Source organism: Pseudactinotalea suaedae (assembly GCF_009733815.1).
Classification (GTDB): domain Bacteria; phylum Actinomycetota; class Actinomycetes; order Actinomycetales; family Beutenbergiaceae; genus Pseudactinotalea; species Pseudactinotalea suaedae.
The window spans coordinates 1-15,260 of sequence record NZ_WNXY01000013.1; the positions used below are offsets into that span (position 1 = coordinate 1).

A 15,260-nucleotide genomic window follows, 5' to 3' on the forward strand; every position below is an offset into this window, starting at 1 on the left:
CGACCGGCCGCGCGGCGGCGGACTCTGTCGTCGGCCCTGCCGTGCCCGCGCTCACGGTCCGCGCCGCCACCTCGGCCGATCTCGATGCGATCGGCCGTATCCAGGAGGCTGCCGGGCGCTCCGCTCACCCTGAGGGCTGGCAGCGAGCCATCGACGCCCCCGACCGCTGTCTCCTGGTGGCCGCGGAGCCTGGCAGCGGCGACGTGGTCGGCTGGGCCCAGTCGTACCACCACACCGAACCACAGGACTCAGCACCCGCCGGTCACTACCTCGGTGGCGTCACCGTGCACCCGGCCTGGCGGCGCCGCGGCGCCGCGATCGCCCTCACCGATGCGCGGATGCGCTGGATCGCCGAACGTGCCGACGACGCCTACTACGTGGTCAACCCGACCAACCGTGCCTCGATCGACCTGCACCGCCGCTGGTCGTTCGAGGAGGTACGGCGCGCCGAGACGCTCGCCGGTGTCGAGTTCACCGGCGGTACCGGCCTCCTCATGCACGCCTCGCTCCGCTGACGCGGCCGCGGCAAGGTCTCAAGAACCGACCACGCGCGTCACGCCCGGGTCCTCGCGACGTCCTCGGTGACCTCGTGCTGCAACGGCTGACCGGCGAGCCAGCGCTCGAGCTCGTCGATCACGAGCCGGCCCAGCTGCGTGCGCTCGGTGCCGATGCTGCCGGCAATGTGGCCGGTCAGCTTGACGTTCGGCTGCTCCCACAGCGGGGAGTCGTCCGCCGGTGGCTCCGGCCAGGTGACGTCGAGGTTCGCCAGCAGGTCCGGGCGCGCACGCAGCACCGCGACCAGCGCCTCCTCGTCCACCAGCGCCCCGCGGGCGGTGTTGAGGAGCACGGCACCGTGCGGCAACGACTCGAGCTCGGCCCGGCCGATCATGGCGTCGTTGACTCCGGGGATCCACGGGGCGTGGACGCTGACCACGCGGCTGCTCTCGAACAGGTCGGCCAGCGTCTCGACCCGTTCGACGCCGTGCTGCAGCGCGTCGGTCTCGCTCAGGTAGGGGTCGTACACGAGCGTCCTGGCCTCCAGAGCCTGCAGCCGGGAGGCGACCTTCCGTGCGATCGACCCGAAGCCGACCAGCCCGACCGTGCGGCCGTAGATGCCGAGCTCGTCATGGGCTGCGACGTAGCCGCGCTCACGGCGGTAGCGCGCCTCGTTCTGGTGCTCGCCCTTGAGCGCGAGGATGATCGCGGCGTAGGTGTAGTCGGCGACCGGCTCGTTGTTGGCGTCGGCCGCCGAGACGATCCGGATGCCGCGCGCCCAGAGCTGGTCGGACACCAGGTGCCGCACCGAGCCCGCCGCGTACAGCACGAGCTTCAGCGAGGGCATCTGCTCCAGCACCGCGGGCGGCAGCGACAGGCCGCCCCAGCCGGTGACCAGGACCTCGATCTCGTCGAGCCGCGGTGAGCCGAGCGCCTCGGCGTCCTCGGTGTAGAAGCCCTCGATCTCGAGCAACCTCGCCAGCCGGGCGCGGTCGGCCGGACTGAGCACGGCGTCGGCGACGCCCTCCCCGAAGGTGCAGATCGCGAGCGGGCGTGGCGCAGAACTCATCGTCTCTCCTGATCGGACCGGCGGGGAGGTGCGGCCGTACGTACGGACCGTATCGAGTTCACGACGGCGGCCCGGTGCGCTGATCACGCGGGTCGCCTCGCGTTGATCCGACCCAGGCCCCCCTGATGTCGGTAGCTCTGGCCGCCGACCGGGGAGTGCCCAGGCCGTAGTGTTCTGATGGCTGACGACGAGACCGACATGCTCGACCGCCTCGACGAGGATCCACGATGACGCTCACGCAGGACGCCGCCACCGCGGCAAACCCCTTCGACCGGAACCACTTCGACTACTCGCCCTGGTCCTTCTGGGGCGAGGCGACCGAGGCCGAGCAGGAAGCCCAGCTCGAGCTGCAGCGGCGGTTCGTCGGCAGCGGCGTCGCGGACGTCGAGCTCGGCGAGCAGTGCTTCATCTCGCCGCTCGCGGCGGTGCAGGTGGAGCGCCTGGTGCTCGGGACGCGCTCCTACATCGCCGGGCACGCGTACGTGACCGGCTCCCTCGTCACGGGCGAGCACTGCACGATCAACACCTCCGCGGTGGTGCGCGGTGACGTCACGCTCGGGCACGCGGTCCGCATCGGTGCGCACACGTCGCTGCTGGCGTTCAACCACACGATGACCGACCCCGACGTCCCGGTGTTCCGGCAGCCGATGTCGCAGCGCGGCATCACGATCGGCGACGACGTCTGGATCGGCTCCCACGTGGTGGTTCTCGACGGCGTCACGATCGGTGACCGGGCCGTCGTCGCCGCCGGGTCCGTGGTCACCAAGGACGTCCCGGCCGGGGCGATCGTGGCCGGCAACCCCGCGCAGGTCAAGAAGTGGCGGGTGCCCGCGCTGGCGCCGGAGCCGCAGGTTCCGACCGCCGGCGTCGGCGCTGACGCCACGCTCACCGACGAGCTGCGCGCCTTCATGCGGACCGCGCGCGCCGACGCCGAGTCCGTCCTCGCGCGGTCGTGGGAGCCCTCGATCGCCGACGGCCGCTACCTCGCGGCCCCCGCTGGCGCCCCGACCGTGCGGGCGCACTGCGACGCGATCGAGATCGCCGCTTACCTGACCGGTGACGTGCCCTCGCAGCTGTCCAAGGACGAGCATGTCCGCCGGCTGCTGTCGCTGCAGCACCCCGGGTCCGGGATGATCGCGTCCTTCGACGAGCGCGGACAGCTCCAGGAGCCGGTCCTCGGCGTCCGGGACGGCCAGGCCAACTATCACGTGCTCTGCGTGGGCTACGCGCTCGACCTGCTGGGTGAGCGCTTCGCCCACCCGATCACCGCCGTCGAGAACCTCGGTGCCGACGGCGTCCTTGCCGAGCTCGATGCGCTGCCCTGGGACGGGCGGGCGTGGAGCGGCGGCCACGGCGTCGACATGTACGGCACCGCGCTGCTGTGGAACCGCCGGCATGGCACGCCGGGCCACGCGGCCACGGCCGCTGCGCTGTTCGGGTGGCTCAGCACGAACGTCGACCCGACGACGGGGATGTGGGGCAAGCCCGCGCCGGACAGCGGCGACCTCGAGATCGTCAACGGCTTCTACCGCGCCTCGCGCGGCAGCTACGCCCAGTTCGGGGTGCCGCTGCCGTACCGCGAGCGTGTCATCGACACCGTGCTCCGCCACGCCCAGGACGCCCGGTTCTTCGCGCCCGACCGGCAGAACGCGTGCAATGTCCTCGACGTCGCGCACCCGCTCTGGCTCGCCGGTCGCGACCTCGACTACCGCCGCGCCGAGATCCAGGCCCTCGCGACCCGGCTGCTGCGCAACGCCATCGCACACTGGCGCCCGGGTGAGGGCTTCAGCTTCGCCGTTCCCTCGGGTACCGGCCGCGACCCGGTCGCCGAGACGCCCGCGCTGCAGGGCACCGAGATGTGGCTCGCGATCGTCTGGCTGCTGGCCGATCTGCTCGGGATGTCCACGGTCCTCGGCTACCGCCCCGGCGGCATCCACCGCCCCGAGCCCGCGGACCGGCTCCTCGGCTGAGATCGGAGAGCGTATGGGTGCCCGCGAGGACCATGCGACCAGGCCCATCGACGCACGAGCGGCCCTGGGCTCCGCCGTCGAGCGCGAGACCTGGCAGCGGATCGCCTGCGCGCCCGGGCTGCGCGAGCAGCTCGGCCAGATCGGGGAACTGGTCGAGCAGGCTCGCACCCGGCCGATCGCCGAGCTTCCCGACGACCTGTACGGCGAGTTCGAGCGCACGGGCGACCGGGGCGCGTTCGAGTCGCGGTACTTCCAGCGGCGGCGGGCGCTGACCGCGCTCGCGGTCGCAGCGCTCATTGACCCGGACAGCGGCACCGAGCTGCTCGCCGACCTCGTCGCCGCCATCTGCGACGAGCCGTACTGGGCGCTGCCGGCCCACGTCGCGCGCGACGGGCTCGATCCTCGCGAGACCATCGACCTGTTCGCGGCGGAGACGGGCTCGGCGCTCGCGGAGATCACCGCACTGCTCGCGGACCGGCTGCCGCACGACCTCCTGCGCCGTGTGCGCGAGGAGGTCATCGCTCGCGTGATCGAGCCGTACGAGCGGCACTCGTCCTGGTGGGAGGACTCCCCGAGCAACTGGGCATCGGTGTGCGCCGGGTCGGTCGCGCTCGCGGCGATCCAGGTGTGCCCCGAGGACCGCGTGCGCGCGCAGCTGCCCAGGCTCCGCGCCACGTTGCGCCGCTCGCTCGACGGGTACGGCGACGACGGCGTCTGCGTCGAGGGCTACGGCTACTGGCGGTACGGCTTCGGCTACTACCTGGTGGCGGTCGAGGCGCTCGACGCGGTGTTCGGCCCCGACCCGAACGGCGAACCCGGCCGCGCCGCGGAGGCCGCGCGCTGGCCGCTGCGTGCTTTCCTGTCGGGACGCACCCTGGTCACGTTCGCCGACACCTGGCTCGAGGGCACCGCGGACGCCGGCCTCCTCGCCGGTGCCGACCAGCGCTACGGGGACGTCGGCCTGCCGACGGCGGACCTGACCGACACCGAGGTCGTCGACGAGTGCGGCCGGTGGGCTCTCGCCGTCCGGTCGCTGTGCTGGCACCCGCAGGTGACCAGTCGCGTCACGCCGACCGGCACCGACCAGGCGCCCCGCTGGTATCCCGACGCGCAGTGGCTCGTGGTCCCCGAGGGTGCGCACAGCCCGATCGGGTTCGCCGCACGGGCCGGGCACAACGGCGAGCCGCACAACCACAACGACCTCGGCTCGTTCGTCGTCGCGCGCGCCGGCCAGCTGCTGGTGGCCGACGCCGGCCGCGGCGTCTACGACCGCGAGTACTTCGGTCCCCGCCGCTACGACAACCCCGCGGCCGGTTCGCACGGGCACAGCGTCCCGCTGCTCGACGGCGTCCGGCAGGCCGAAGGGCCCTCGGCCGCGGCGGAGGTGCTCGGAGCGGAGCTCGACGGCGAGGGGGAGCGCGTCACGGTCGATCTCACCGCGGCCTATCCGCACCCTGCCCTGACCCGCCTGGTCCGCCGCGTCGAGCGACGTGGCGAGGAGGTCACCGTGACCGACGCCCTGACGGCGACCGAGCCGATCGCGATGACGCAGCGGTTCATCACGCTCGTGGCCCCGAACATCGAGAACGGCGTCGTACACATCGTGGCCGGCGCTGCGCGGGCCGAGCTCCGGTACGACCCCGAGGCGTCGGTCACGACCGGCGCCTTCCCGGTCGGTCGCGGCAGCTTCCCCATCGCGGTGCACCACGTCGACATCGGGCTCCCCGCAGCCACGGAGATCGAGCACACGGTGAGGGTCTCGACATATTCGGTGTGACGGCGCGCCGGCCGCGGCTACGGTCCGAGGCGTGATGTTCACAGCCTTCTTCCCGCTGCACTGACGACACCGCGTACCCGCCGAGGCCGAAGGCCCCGGGCACGCCGAGCCGTCCGGCTCCCGTGACACCGCGCCGTGGTGTCGCGGTCTGTCGCTGCACCCGTCGAAGGAGATCCCATGTTGCTCGTCGTCTCCGGTGCCTCGGGCACCGGTAAGACCACCGCCCGCTTCCACGCCGCACCGCTCCTCGGGGACCGGTTCCACGCCGTCGAGCTGTGGCACTACGGACCGATCCCTGCGGTCCCGACCATCGCGTGGAGGCAGGAGTCCGTCGAACGCATCACGCAGGACGCCATCGCCCTGGAGGCCCAGGGGCGCCACCTGCTGCTCGCGGGCGACCCGATCCCGGCCGGGGAGGCGCTCGCCGCCCCGTCGGCGGACCGGATCGACGTCGCCGTCTGTCTCCTCGACGTCCGTGAGGACGTCCTGGACGCCCGGCTCGACGCTCAGGACGACCCGCCAGCGATTCGCCATCTGCACCACGGCTTCGCCGCCTGGCTGCGGCATCACGCCACCGACCCCGACTACGTCCCGGAGGCCGTCACGAACGATGCCTGGCCGTCGATGCAGTGGGGCCGGTGGGTCGGTGCCGACGTCGCCGATCGGTGGGCCATGACCGTGGTCGACGCCTCCGACGTGACCCCGGAGCAGGCGGGCGCCGCCGTCGCGGACTGGGCCCGTGCCGCCGTGGCCGGTGACGCGCCCGTGTTCCGGGCCGGGTGGCACCGGTAGTCGGCCCGTGATCGACAGCACCGGTTGAGGCCCCGGTGAGGAACGCGTCGGTGGTTCAGCAGGCAGCCCAGAGGGGAATACCGGCACAGCGGGACCGTTGAGCCGTCCATGACCACATTCGGGTTCATCGGTGCAGGACACATCGGCAGCCAGGTGGCGCGGGCGGTGATCGCGGCAGGCCACGACGTCGTGATCGCCAACTCACGGGGGCCGGAGACGCTGACCGAGCTGGTCGCCGACCTCGGGCCGAGGGCACGGGCCGCGACAGCCACGGAGGCCGCGGCCGCCGCCGAGGTCGCGGTGGTGACCGTGCCGCTGCACGCCCTCGAGCAGATCCCGGTCGAGCCCCTTGCGGGCAAGGTCGTGCTCGACACCAACAACTACTACTTCGAGCGTGACGGCCGCATCGAGGCGCTCGATCGGGGCGAGACTACGACGTCGGGCATGCTCCAGGAGCACCTGCCGACGTCGAAGGTCGCCAAGGCCTTCAACCACATCCTGGCGTCCGAGATCACCACCGACGGCACGCCGGCCGGAACCCCTGGCCGACGCGCGCTCGCCACGTCCAGCGACCACCCCGAGGCCGTCGAGCTCGTCACGGACCTCTACGACCAGCTCGGCTTCGACACCGTGAACGTCGGCCCGCTGAGCGAGTCCTGGCGCGTGGAGCGCGACCGCCCCGCGTACGTCGCTCGCCAGACGGCCCCGGAGCTGGTCGACAACCTCGCGAAGGCGAACCGGCTGCCCTGACGCCACCTCGCCGCCACGGCGACGGCCTCAGCCCTCGCCGTCCTCCGGGATGGCGCCGTGCGCCATGATCACGGTCCAGATCCAGCCCGAGGCGACCTGCGCCGTCGGCAGCGGTGAGATGTCCAGCCAGGCGCGGATGGTGGCGAGCGCCGATCCTGCGATCGCGGCGGCCGCCACCTCCGTGGGCACGTCCACCAGGCCGTGCGGGCTGCCGCGCTCGAACGCCTGCACCAGGATCAGCTGGAGCCGCCGGCTCATGCGGACCTGGATCGTGGCCGAGCCGCCCTCACCGAGCAGCTTGCGGTAGAGCGCGGCGTTCGCCTCCACGTGGTGCAGGTACTGGTCGAGGATCCTGGCGCCCTGCTGCTCGGTGAGCGGCGGCTCGGGGCCGATGGCGTCGTCGATCACCGCGTCGAGCGCGTCGGCGAGCAGCGTGTCCTTGTCCGAGTAGTGCTGGTAGTAGGTGCTGCGGTTGATGCCCGCGCGCTCGGCGATGTCCGAGATCGAGATCTCGTCCAGTGCCCGTTCGCGCGTGAGCGCGAACAGTGCCTCGCGCAGGCTGCTCCGCGTCCTCGCGATGCGTGGGTCCATGGCCATGGATCGTGCCACATCGGACGTGACGCAGCCAACACTTGTCGGATAAACGACACGCGTGGTCTACTGACCGAGGACGTCTGACCGAACGCTGCCCGAAAGGTTCCTCGTGGCCAACCTGCTCTACCGCATCGGTGTGGGCGCGGCGCGCCGTGCCTGGCTCGCCATCGTCTCCTGGGTGGTGGTGCTCGGGCTGGCCGCCGGCGCATTCCTCGCCTTCGGGGGCACCCTCGTCAGCTCGTTCTCGATCCCCGGGACCGAGACCGACCGGGTAACGGGCGTGCTGGCCGAGGAGCTGGGGACGAGCGGCTCGACGGCGAGCGTGGTCTTCCACACCGAGGACGGCTCGGCCATCGACGCCGACCAGCAGCAGGGCATCGCCGACGCGCTCGCCGAGGTCGCTGCGATCGAGGGCGTCGAGGGCACGGTCGACCCCTACGCGACGGTCGCCCAGGTCCAGGAGCAGGTCGCCGGGCTGCAGGCTCAGCTCGAGACCAACGGCGAGAACACCGCAGCGCTGACCGAGAGCCTGGCAGGGCTGCAGACCGGGCTCGAGCAGGCGCAGGCCACCGGCGCGCCGGAGACCCAGATCGCCGAGATGACCGCGCAGCTCGAGGAGCTCCAGGGTCAGCTCGCCGGTCTGGGCATCGAGAAGGAGCAGCTCGAGCTCGGGCAGCAGCTGATCTCGTTCGCGGCCGAGATCCAGACCGTCTCCGACGACGGCAGCACCGCGATGGGTGTCGTCATGTTCGAGGGCGACGCGATCGGCGTGGCGCAGGAGGTCAAGGACGAGGTCATCGCGACCCTGACCGACGCCAGCCCCGCGGGCGTGAGCGTCGACTTCTCCAGCCAGATCGCGACGTCGGTCGAGGGGATCGTCGGGCCGGGCGAGATCGTCGGCCTGCTCGTGGCGGCGCTGGTGCTGCTGCTGATGTTCCGCGCCGCGTTCCCGGCGATCACGCCGGTGCTGTCCTCCCTCGTGGGTGTGGGCGTCGGCGTGGCGGGAGCGATGGCGTTCTCGGACGCCGTCGAGATGTCCTCGGTGACGCCGGTGCTGGGCCTGATGCTGGGCCTCGCGGTCGGGATCGACTACTCGCTGTTCATCCTCAACCGGCACCGCACCCAGGTACGCGCCGGCATGGACGTGCGCGAGTCGATCGGCCTGGCCAACGGCACCGCGGGCAACGCCGTGGTGTTCGCCGGCGCCACGGTGCTGGTGGCGCTGCTCGCCCTCAACGTCTCCGGGATCGGCTTCCTGGGCCTGATGGGCACGGTGGCCGCCGTGTGCGTGCTGATCGCCGTGCTCGTCGCGGTCACGTTCACGCCTGCGCTCCTCGGCCTCATGGGCCAGCGGGTGCTGCGGCGTTCCGAGCGCGGTGCCGCGCCGGTGAACAAGCCCGCGCCGGGTCCGATGAAGACCTCGCACGCCGTCCTCGCGATCGTGGGCGGGGTGGCCGTTCTGGGAGCGGTCGCTCTCCCGGCTCTCGACATGCGTCTCGGTCTGCCCGACGGCTCCACCGAGAGCGCCGACAGCACCCAGTACCAGGCGTACTCGATCACCGAGGAGCAGTTCGGTGCCGGCCAGAACGGGCCGCTGCTGGTCACCGCCGCGCTCGAGGAGCCGATGACGGAGCTCGACCAGCTCCCCACGCAGGTGGCGATCGCCCAGGCGATCATGGGCACCGAGGGCGTCGTGGCCGTCGCGCCGGTCGGGATCTCCGAGGACGCCGACTTCCTCGCCTTCCAGGTGATCGGCGTCGACGGGCCCTCCAGCGAGTCCACCGAGGAGCTCGTGCACACCCTGCGCGGCCTGGAGGTTCTCGACGGCGGAGCGAGCCTCGGCGTGGCCGGGTTCGCCTCGGGCAACATCGACGTCTCGGAACGGCTGGCCGACACGCTGCCGCTGTACCTGCTGGTGGTCGTCGGGCTGTCGTTGGTGATCCTTGTGATCGTGTTCCGCTCGCTGGTGCTGCCGCTGCTCGCGACCCTGGGCTTCGTGCTCTCGTTGCTGGCGGCGCTCGGCGCCACCACGGCGGTCTTCCAGTGGGGCTGGCTCGGCTCGGTGTTCGGCGTCAACGTGCCCGGTCCGCTGCTGAGCTTTGCGCCGCTGCTGATCACCGGCGTGCTGTTCGGGCTCGCGATGGACTACCAGCTGTTCCTCGCCTCGGCGATGCGGGAGGCGTACGCGCACGGCAAGCCCGCGCGCGAGGCCGTCACGGCGGGGCGCCACCAGAGCCGCGCCGTGGTGATCGCGGCGGCGTCGATCATGATCGCGGTGTTCGGAGGCTTCACCTTCTCGCACCTGACGATGATCCGGCCGCTCGGCTTCGGGCTCGCGGTCGGCGTGCTGTTCGACGCCTTCGTGGTGCGCCTGCTGCTCGTCTCCGCGGCGATGCACCTGATCGGGGACAAGGTGTGGTGGCTGCCGCGCTGGCTCGACAAGGTCCTCCCGAACGTCGACGTCGAGGGTGCCGCTCTCGAGCGCGACCACCCGGTCCCGCACGGCGACGACGACGGCGGGGACGTGGCGGCCTCCGACGACGACGGGGCCCTCGCCAAGGCCTGAGACCCTCCGGCGCAGGCGCACCCCTCGGACGAGGGACCAGGTTCACGCCGCGGAGGGATGGCTCGCTGGCGCGCGCCCGCCACGGTGGTTGTCATGGTTTCCGAACAGGTCACACGTCATCCGGTCCCGAACCCTCCCGACGGCGCAGCGCGCCCAGCCGACCGCCTCACCGTGGTGGGCGGCGCGGCGCTGGTCGCGATCGCCGTCCTGCACACGCTCGTCTTCATCGCGCAGCCCTGGTGGGCGGCCTGGCTCGCGGGGCCGTTCCGCGACGAGCAGCTGCCCGTCGAGGCGGTGGCGCAGTTCTGGGCACTGCCCGGCAGCTTCGTGGTCGCCGGCGCGTTGCTCGGACTGTCGATCATCGGCACGGGGCGCCGCGGTGCGCCCGCGGCGCTGCACGTCCCGATCGCGATCGGTCTCTGGGCGGCGCTCTGCATCTGGATCGTCGGACCGAGCGGCTTCGTGCTGCTCCTCGCGCCGGCCGTGCTGCTGCTGATCGCCTCGCTCAGAGCTCGCCGGCGGGGCACGGACCGGGCAACGCGCTGACGCACCACGGCGGCCCGTCCCGCGAGGGGAGGGCCGCCGTCGTGCGTACCGGCCGAGAGCCCTCTGGTCGATGGCGCCCGACCCGGCGTCCCACGACTCCGCTCAGGGAGCGACCAGTGCGCCTCCTGAGGCGGCCGACCTGTGAGCGGCATCGAGGACGCGCACCACGTCAGCGGCCTGACGCGGGTCGACGGGAACGGGGCCCTCGTCGCGCACAGCGCGCGCGAGCTGCTCGTAGAACTCGCCGCAGGCCTGCAGCGGCGCCAGACCTCCGAACACCTCGTCGTCACGCCCGGGCCGGATCAGCCGCAGCTCGTCGAAGTCGTCGGCCACGATCGTGCCGCTGCTGCCGAAGACACTCCACTTCGGCAGGTTCACGTCGCACTCACGGAACACCTCGATGCGAGCAGCGACACCGTCGCCGTAGTCGAGTCGGAGGTCGCCGTGGTGCTCGACGTCGTCCTGGGGATAACGGTGCATGGTGGCCGTGACGGCACGTGGCAGGCCGCCGTGCAGCAGCAGCTGGTGGTCGACGAGGTGCGGTGCGATCAGGTTGACGACACCGCCGCCCCCCTCCATCGAGTGTGCCCACGCCGCCGGCTCGGTCCCCGCGTGCGCCCGATCGACGCCCGCAACCGTGTACTTCCCGCGGTGCATCCGCCGCTCCTCGCTGCGCCACACGTCCCCGATGGCACCATCCGCCAGGAGGGTCCGGATGATCTGAAAGGACGGTTCCCATCGGCGGTTCTGAAAGACCGTGAGGATCCGCTGGTGCTCGTCCGCAGCGGCGAGCATCGCCTCGGTCTCCGCCGGCGTCGATGCCATCGGCTTCTCCACCACGACGTGCTTGCCTGCCGCGAGCGCCGCCAGGGTCATCGGGGCGTGCTGATCGTGCGGGGTGGCCACGACGACGACGTCCACACTCTCGTCCTTCACGAGATCGCGCCAGTCGTCGTGCCCACGCGCAGCGAAGCGCTGGGCGCCGGCGGCAGTCCGCTCCCGCCGGCGGGCGCTCACGGCAACGATGTCGTAGTCGGAGGAGCGCTCGAGCGTGCCCTCGGCGTGGTAGTACCAGCCGCTGTTCCCGAGCCCGATGACACCGACACCGATCGGTCGTCCCGTCATGTCGTCACCTCGTCGTCGATCTCGGTGCGCTGCGGAGCGGCGACGCCGTCGCTGAGATACCACTCGACCAGCGCGGTCTGCGTCCAACGTGGGTTGCCGGCAGCCAGCACGTCCTCGAAGACGCCCCGGAGCGCTGCCGTGAAGGGAGCACGTGCCCCGATCTCCGCGGCGGTCTGCAGCACGTAGCCCATGTCCTTGGAGTGCAGCGCCATGGTGCCGGAGGCGCCGTAACGCCGCTCGGCCATGGCTGGCAGCACCCGCTCAAGCATGCCCGACCTCGACCCCGTCCAGCTGAGCGCCTCGGGGAGGAGGGCGAGGTCGACGCCTGCATGCTCGGCGAAACCGAGGGCCTCGCCGATGACGCCCATGATCACGCCGTTCAGCATGTTCTGGACAAGCTTGACGTACTGGCCGTGGCCGTGCGGACCCATGTGGAAGGCGCGCACGGTGACGGCGTCCAACCAGGGGCAGACCCTGGCCACGTCCTCCGGGTCGCCACCCACGAACGAGACCAGACCCTCGGGGCCGTAGCTGACCGGGGCATCGACCATGGCCACGCCGCGATCGTGACCCTTCGCGGTGAGCGCGAGCGTGCGGGCCGGGAGGTTGGTGCTCATGTCGACGCACACCGAGCCGGCCGCCAGCCTGTTCAGGACGCCACCCTCGAGGAGCACGGCGTCGACGACGTCGGCGTTCGGCAACGACAGCACGAGCACGTCGACGGCGTCGACCAGCGACTCGACCTGCTCGTGCACCGTGGCCCCCGCTTCCCCGGCGCGGCGTCGTGCCTCAGGATCGAGGTCGTAGGCGTGGACGGGGAGACCGGCGGCCCGTGCCGGTGCCACGAGGCCACTACCGACGTTGCCCAGGCCGATGAGGCCGTATCCCGCGCTCATCTGCTACCCGCCCCGCCGCCGTCGACGGCGATCGTCGTTCCGGTCATGAAGCTCGCCTCGTCGCTGGCGAGGAAGGCGATCGCTGCGGCGATCTCCTCAGGCTCGGCCAGGCGGCCGAGCAGGTTGGATCCTGTCGCCGTCCGCATCCGCGCACGCGCAGCTTCGGGGTCGTCGTGGTCCTGCAGGTGCATCTCGGTGATCGTGCCCCCGGGCGCAACTCCGACCACGCGCACACCTTCCGGCGCGAGCGCCGCGGCCATCGAACGCGTCACCGAGACGAGCGCTGCCTTCGTGGCGTCATAGATCCACCGTCCGGCACGGGAGCGGTAGGCCGCCTCCGAGGAGACCGTGACGACGGTGCCGCGCCCGGACGTCAACGCCGGAACCAGCTCGTGGACCAGTTGCGCCATGCCTCGGACATTGACGGCGAACAACAGGTCCCAGCCCGCCAAGCCTCGCTCCAGGAAGGGGTTCTCCTGTGATCCGTCCACGTGGACCAGGCCTGCGCAGCCCACCAACCCCTGGATGCGCGGGTGGGCCGCCTTGATCTCAGTCGCTGCCTCGGTGATCGAGGTCTCGGAGGAGAGATCGAGCATGTGCGCCGTGGCCTGGCCGCCGGCGTCACGGACAGCTGAAGCGGTCGCCTCCGCTCCCGGCACATCGCGGTCGAGCAGGACAAGGCGTGCGCCCTCGGATCCGAGCCGGGCGGCTGTCGCGCGGCCGATACCTGAGGCGGCGCCGGTCACCACCACCAGACGGTCGGTGAAGCGGCGGACGATATCTGGTGATGTCACTTGATTCCTGTCGTCGAGATGCCGTCCAGCAGCAGTCGCTGGAACGCGAGGAAGAAGCCGATGACCGGAAGCAGGGAGAGCAACGACATCGCGAAGAGGCCGCCGTAGTTGGAGGTTCCGGAAGCATCGACGAAGAGTGCCAGACCGATCGGCACCGTGTAGGTCGCCTGGCTCGTGAGGTAGATCAACGGGTTGAGGAAGTCGTTCCACGACCAGATGAACGAGAACGCGGCCGTCGTGGCCATCGCGGGCACGGCAAGGGGCACCATGATCTGGGCGAAGATCCGGGCATGCCCGCAGCCGTCGATCCGTGCTGCCTCCGCGAGGTCCTTCGGGATCAGGCGGAAGAACTGCACGAGCAGGAAGACGAAGAACGCCTCCGTCGCCAGGAACCGGGGCACGACCAACGGCAAGAAGGTATCGACCCAGCCCAGCGAGTTGAAGAGCAGGTACTGCGGTATCAGCAGCACGTGGTACGGCAACATGATCGTGCCGATCATGAGCGCGAACCACACCCTCCGGCCGCGGAACGGCAGGCGAGCGAACGCATAGGCGGCGAGCGAGCAGGAGATGACGTTCCCCATCACTGCCAGGACGGAGATGATCAGGGAGTTCGCGAAGAACGTCCCGAAGCTCGTCTGCGCAACGCTGGTCCAGCCGTTGATGAAGTTCTCGAGGGTCGGGTTGGAGACCCACAGGCTGTCCTCGATCAGGACTTCCTCAGAGGGCCGAAAGGCCGACGCTCCCATCCACAGCAGCGGATACGACATCACGAAGGCGGCCGAGACCAGTCCGACGTGGATCAGGGTGCGTTGGGCCGCATGGCCTACGGGCCGGCGCGGGCGGCGACGTGCGACGACGGTGCTCACTTCTCCCCATCTCCGTAGTGGACCCAGAACCGGCCGCTGGCGAACACGGCCGCGGTGACCGCCGCGATGACGACGAGGAGCACCCATGCCATCGCGGAGGCATATCCGAAGCGCAGCTCGGTGAAGGCGCGTTGGTAGAGCAGCAGCGTGTAGAACAAGGTCGAGCCTGCGGGACCGCCTGTCCCGCCGCTGACCACGTAGACCTGCGTGAAGGCCTGGAAGCCACCGATCGTGGCCAGGATGCCGTTGAACAGCACGACCGGCGAGATCGATGGCAACGTGATGTACCAGTAGCGGGCCCGGCGCCCGGCGCCGTCCAGGGCTGCCGCTTCGTAGAGCTCGGTCGGTACCTGCCGAAGTCCGGCGAGAAAGATGATCATCGGAGACCCGAAGGTCCAGACGTTGAGCACCATGATCGTGATCAGCGCCGTGTCAGGATTGCCGATCCAGCTGCGGCCGTCGATACCGAAGACCGACAGCACGCCGTTGATGAGGCCGGACTCGCCCCAGACGAAACGCCAGAGCACGGCGATGGCCACGCTGCCACCGAGCAGCGACGGGATGTAGAAGATCGTCCGGTACAGCCCCAGAGCCCGGATGCCCTTGTTCAGCAGCGTCGCGACGGCGAGCGCGAACACCAGCATCACCGGCACGGAGATGAGCACGTAGAGGAGCGTCACCCGGACCGAACCCCAGTAGGCGGGGTCCACGGTGAACATGATGCGGTAGTTCTCGACCCCCACCCACTCCATCCGGCTGAACGAGCCGGAGAAGTTCGTGAACGAGAGCACCAGCGACGCAAGCATCGGCAACGCCGTCACCCCGAAGAAACCCACCAACCACGGCGACAGGAACAGGTATCCGGCGAGCGTGCTGCGAGCGGACTCGTTCCAACCGCCGTTGCCTGGTGGCCGGTCAGCCGGCCCTGGTGGTGGTCCGGAACGCCTGCCCTGTCGCGACGACGGCCCGAGGCCTGCGTCATCCCGGGTGCTGCTGGCGGTCACAGCCATGTGAACC

The 15,260-nt window shown here is 71.0% G+C and carries 13 protein-coding genes and 1 pseudogene; 7 read left to right on the top strand and 7 right to left on the bottom strand.

Annotated elements, in window-relative coordinates:
• A partial coding sequence (locus tag GPA04_RS19140; RefSeq protein WP_156225823.1) for a GNAT family N-acetyltransferase occupies positions 1 to 515 on the top strand: 515 nt, incomplete at its 5' end.
• 38 nt (positions 516 to 553) lie between these two features.
• Here GPA04_RS19140 and GPA04_RS19145 read toward each other — a convergent pair.
• The gene (locus GPA04_RS19145; protein ID WP_156225824.1) at positions 554 to 1,564 is read right to left on the bottom strand and encodes a hydroxyacid dehydrogenase; all 1,011 of its coding nucleotides are present in this window, start codon (positions 1,562 to 1,564) and stop codon (positions 554 to 556) included.
• A gap of 227 nt (positions 1,565 to 1,791) precedes the next feature.
• Between GPA04_RS19145 and GPA04_RS19150 the strand changes: the two genes are divergently transcribed.
• The 4 genes and pseudogenes from GPA04_RS19150 to GPA04_RS19165 all read left to right on the top strand — a co-directional run.
• Positions 1,792 to 3,534 (top strand): acyltransferase, encoded by a 1,743-nt coding sequence (locus tag GPA04_RS19150; RefSeq protein ID WP_156225825.1) that lies wholly within the window; start codon positions 1,792 to 1,794, stop codon positions 3,532 to 3,534.
• 13 nt (positions 3,535 to 3,547) lie between these two features.
• Positions 3,548 to 5,311: a heparinase II/III domain-containing protein gene (locus tag GPA04_RS19155; RefSeq protein ID WP_156225826.1), complete on the top strand. Its 1,764-nt coding sequence runs from the start codon at positions 3,548 to 3,550 to the stop codon at positions 5,309 to 5,311.
• A 177-nt stretch (positions 5,312 to 5,488) separates the two neighbouring features.
• Positions 5,489 to 6,103, top strand: coding sequence for a hypothetical protein (locus GPA04_RS19160; RefSeq protein ID WP_156225827.1), 615 nt, complete (start codon positions 5,489 to 5,491; stop codon positions 6,101 to 6,103).
• Between the two features lie 87 nt (positions 6,104 to 6,190).
• Positions 6,191 to 6,853: pseudogene (locus tag GPA04_RS19165) on the top strand (NADPH-dependent F420 reductase); the annotation flags it as partial.
• 27 nt (positions 6,854 to 6,880) lie between these two features.
• On the opposite strand, the gene GPA04_RS19170 reads toward GPA04_RS19165, so the two are convergent.
• Complete coding sequence (locus GPA04_RS19170) at positions 6,881 to 7,444, bottom strand: TetR/AcrR family transcriptional regulator (protein ID WP_162458666.1); 564 nt, start codon at positions 7,442 to 7,444, stop codon at positions 6,881 to 6,883.
• A 112-nt stretch (positions 7,445 to 7,556) separates the two neighbouring features.
• Between GPA04_RS19170 and GPA04_RS19175 the strand changes: the two genes are divergently transcribed.
• Both GPA04_RS19175 and GPA04_RS19180 read left to right on the top strand, forming a co-directional pair.
• The gene (locus tag GPA04_RS19175; RefSeq protein ID WP_156225830.1) at positions 7,557 to 10,013 is read left to right on the top strand and encodes an MMPL family transporter; all 2,457 of its coding nucleotides are present in this window, start codon (positions 7,557 to 7,559) and stop codon (positions 10,011 to 10,013) included.
• A 93-nt stretch (positions 10,014 to 10,106) separates the two neighbouring features.
• The gene (locus GPA04_RS19180; protein ID WP_206674285.1) at positions 10,107 to 10,559 is read left to right on the top strand and encodes a hypothetical protein; all 453 of its coding nucleotides are present in this window, start codon (positions 10,107 to 10,109) and stop codon (positions 10,557 to 10,559) included.
• A gap of 102 nt (positions 10,560 to 10,661) precedes the next feature.
• Here GPA04_RS19180 and GPA04_RS19185 read toward each other — a convergent pair whose 3' ends face one another.
• From GPA04_RS19185 to GPA04_RS19205, 5 genes are read right to left on the bottom strand one after another with little or no spacing between them, the layout of a single operon-like run.
• A complete protein-coding gene (locus GPA04_RS19185; RefSeq protein WP_156225831.1) occupies positions 10,662 to 11,684 on the bottom strand; it encodes a Gfo/Idh/MocA family protein in 1,023 nt (340 codons plus the stop codon).
• Entirely contained in the window at positions 11,681 to 12,580 is a 900-nt protein-coding gene (locus GPA04_RS19190) for an NAD(P)-dependent oxidoreductase (protein WP_156225832.1), read from the bottom strand. The genes GPA04_RS19185 and GPA04_RS19190 overlap by 4 nt, the downstream gene beginning before the upstream one ends.
• Positions 12,577 to 13,374, bottom strand: a complete 798-nt coding sequence (locus GPA04_RS19195) for an SDR family NAD(P)-dependent oxidoreductase (RefSeq protein ID WP_156225833.1) — start codon at positions 13,372 to 13,374, stop codon at positions 12,577 to 12,579. The genes GPA04_RS19190 and GPA04_RS19195 overlap by 4 nt, the downstream gene beginning before the upstream one ends.
• A complete protein-coding gene (locus GPA04_RS19200; RefSeq protein WP_241680927.1) occupies positions 13,371 to 14,243 on the bottom strand; it encodes a carbohydrate ABC transporter permease in 873 nt (290 codons plus the stop codon). The genes GPA04_RS19195 and GPA04_RS19200 overlap by 4 nt, the downstream gene beginning before the upstream one ends.
• Positions 14,240 to 15,253 carry a carbohydrate ABC transporter permease gene (locus GPA04_RS19205; protein ID WP_156225835.1) on the bottom strand — a complete coding sequence of 338 codons (1,014 nt, stop codon included), beginning with the start codon at positions 15,251 to 15,253 and terminating at the stop codon, positions 14,240 to 14,242. The genes GPA04_RS19200 and GPA04_RS19205 overlap by 4 nt, the downstream gene beginning before the upstream one ends.
• Between the last annotated feature and the right edge of the window lie 7 nt (positions 15,254 to 15,260).

Coding starts and splice junctions, on each gene's coding strand:
- GPA04_RS19170 (WP_162458666.1), bottom strand. CDS start 7,444: ATGGACCCACGCATCGCGAGGACGCGGAGCAGCCTGCGCGAGGCACTG.
- GPA04_RS19145 (WP_156225824.1), bottom strand. CDS start 1,564: ATGAGTTCTGCGCCACGCCCGCTCGCGATCTGCACCTTCGGGGAGGGC.
- GPA04_RS19185 (WP_156225831.1), bottom strand. CDS start 11,684: ATGACGGGACGACCGATCGGTGTCGGTGTCATCGGGCTCGGGAACAGC.
- GPA04_RS19160 (WP_156225827.1), top strand. CDS start 5,489: ATGTTGCTCGTCGTCTCCGGTGCCTCGGGCACCGGTAAGACCACCGCC.
- GPA04_RS19205 (WP_156225835.1), bottom strand. CDS start 15,253: ATGGCTGTGACCGCCAGCAGCACCCGGGATGACGCAGGCCTCGGGCCG.
- GPA04_RS19180 (WP_206674285.1), top strand. CDS start 10,107: ATGGTTTCCGAACAGGTCACACGTCATCCGGTCCCGAACCCTCCCGAC.
- GPA04_RS19190 (WP_156225832.1), bottom strand. CDS start 12,580: ATGAGCGCGGGATACGGCCTCATCGGCCTGGGCAACGTCGGTAGTGGC.
- GPA04_RS19150 (WP_156225825.1), top strand. CDS start 1,792: ATGACGCTCACGCAGGACGCCGCCACCGCGGCAAACCCCTTCGACCGG.
- GPA04_RS19155 (WP_156225826.1), top strand. CDS start 3,548: ATGGGTGCCCGCGAGGACCATGCGACCAGGCCCATCGACGCACGAGCG.